The sequence below is a fragment of the Nitratidesulfovibrio oxamicus genome, assembly GCF_015731765.1.
Lineage (GTDB): Bacteria > Desulfobacterota > Desulfovibrionia > Desulfovibrionales > Desulfovibrionaceae > Cupidesulfovibrio > Cupidesulfovibrio oxamicus.
The window spans coordinates 1-1,961 of the sequence record NZ_VRYY01000448.1 but is presented as its reverse complement, the minus strand read 5'-3'; the positions used below and the strand labels follow the sequence as shown (position 1 = coordinate 1,961).

Here is a 1,961-nt window from a genome sequence, read left to right as displayed (position 1 = left end):
GGTTGGGGGCGTGGGCGGCCTCGCGCGCGGGCAGGGCGCGGTGATGGGTGACCTGCCGCCCGAAGGGCGAGCCCAGCAGCGCGGTGATGTAGTCGCGTACGGGGTTGTCCGTGTCGTAGTGGAAGGAGGCGAGCGCCGCGGCGGGGGCGTCGGGAATAGCGGTGGTGTTGCGGGGCGATGACGCGGCGGCAGGCGCGACCGGGGCAGTGCCCTGCCTCGGCGTGCCCGTGAGATCGGGGGGACCTGTGAGATCGGGGCGATCGAGGGAATCGGGCGCGCCGGGTGTGCCGGACAGGCGGAAGTCTTCGGGGGCGTGGGGCATGGGCTGGGGGGTGCGCCCGGCAGGGCCGGGGGCGGGTTGCGAACGGAAGCGGAATGCGCGGAGGGCACGAGGGGCCTTGCCCCGACGTAGGGCAGGGTGGCGGGGTTGTCAACGTGGCCGGGGCAGTGAGGACAGTGAGCCGGGGGCAGTGGGGCCGGTATGGACTTGCGGGCAGCAGGTGCGAGGCTCCGCGGGAAAGAGGAGCAGGCAGGGCAGACGGCCCCCATTCCCGCAGACCGTTTCCGGCAGCATGTCGCCGTCGCAATATCGTCCTATGCGCGCGCGGTGTGCATGGGGCATGCAGCAGGCGGGATGCCGATATGCCCGCCGGAGATGCGCCAGACGCATGCCGGGTGCACGTCTGAGCGGACGCCAGCGTGCGCGTGCTTGTCGGGCATCAGGCATCCATCCAGTATCAGCCTGTACCGGGAGCCATGTCATGAGCCTGCTTTCGCTGCTGTTGTATTGCGTGGTGGTCACTTTCACGCCGGGGCCCACCAATGTCGTCATCCTGTCCATTGCCCATGGCGAGGGCACGCGCCGGGCGCTGGTGTTTTCCGCCGGGGCGGCGGCGGCCTTTGCGTTGATGCTGGCGGCATCCGCCGCGCTGAACAGCCTGCTGGCCGAATTGCTGCCGCTTGCCCAGCCGGTGCTGCAACTGGTGGGCGGGGCGTACATGCTGTACCTTGCGTGGAAGGTGTACGGCATGGACGTGGGAGCGGACGGAGGGCAGGCCGTGGGGGATGCCCCGGCGGGTCACACGGGCGGCGGCCCCGTCCCGCGTTCCGACCGGGCGCTGTTCGTCACCGGGTTCCTGATGCAGTTCGTGAATCCCAAGGTGGTCATGTTCACCCTGACGGTGATGCCCAGCTTTGTGGCGCTGGCCCAGGGGTCGCGCGGGGGCGTGGCCGCCGGGGTGGCGGCGGTGTCGGTGATAGGTTGGGCCGCCTTTGCCGCGTGGGTGGGGTTTGGCGCGCTGCTGCGCCGGTTCCTGTCGGCGTACCGGCGGGTGGTCAACGTGTTGATGGCCTTGTTTCTGGTGTACTGCGCGGTGGCCATGTCGGGCGTGCAGCAGGTGCTGGCCCATTGAAGGCGTGAGATTTCGATGGGTGGCGTGGTGAGCGGATGGGACGCGTGAGCACGGACGACAGGATTCGCCCCGGCGACGGTGACGGCGACAGCGGCGCTGCGAACCGCCCCGCCCTTTCCGGCGAGCGGTTCGTGTACCGCCGCGCGGCGGGGGTGACGGTGCTGTCCGCCACCATGACCCGCTTTGCCTACAGGCGGCACGCCCACGAGGAATACGCCCTGGGCGTGACGCAGCGGGGCATCCAGCAGTACCGGCTGAACGGCGCGCAACTGGCCTCGCACCGCAGCGGGGTGATGCTGTTTTCGCCGGAGCAGGCCCATGACGGCAACGCGGGCGACAGCAGCGGCATCGCCTACGTGATGGTCTACGTGCCGCCCGCCCTGTTCGCCGAGGCTGCCGGAAGGCCGGATGTGGTGCGCTTCGATGCGCCCATCGTGTATGACGCGCGGCTGGCGGCGGTGGTGCTGCGGTTGGCGCACGGCGCGCTGCTGGGCCGCGACGAGGCCTTGACTTCCGAGCGGCTGCTGCTGGCGGCGGGGCTGGCCACCA

General features: G+C 70.6%; 3 protein-coding genes. 2 read left to right on the top strand and 1 reads right to left on the bottom strand.

The genetic code is table 11. The annotated features are described in order from the left end of the window. Window positions 1-322, bottom strand: a 322-nt coding sequence (locus FVW20_RS13805) for a hypothetical protein (protein WP_196610067.1), incomplete at its 3' end; no start/stop codon positions are given. A gap of 439 nt (window positions 323-761) precedes the next feature. Between FVW20_RS13805 and FVW20_RS13800 the strand changes: the two genes are divergently transcribed. After that, a complete protein-coding gene (locus tag FVW20_RS13800) occupies window positions 762-1,412 on the top strand; it encodes a LysE family translocator (RefSeq protein WP_196610066.1) in 651 nt (216 codons plus the stop codon). A gap of 44 nt (window positions 1,413-1,456) precedes the next feature. After that, on the top strand, window positions 1,457-1,961 hold a 505-nt coding region (locus tag FVW20_RS13795), incomplete at its 3' end, for an AraC family ligand binding domain-containing protein (RefSeq protein ID WP_196610065.1).

What these genes read in the sequence shown, in the direction of transcription:
- FVW20_RS13800 (WP_196610066.1), top strand. Translation starts at nt 762, where the DNA reads ATGAGCCTGCTTTCGCTGCTGTTGTATTGCGTGGTGGTCACTTTCACG.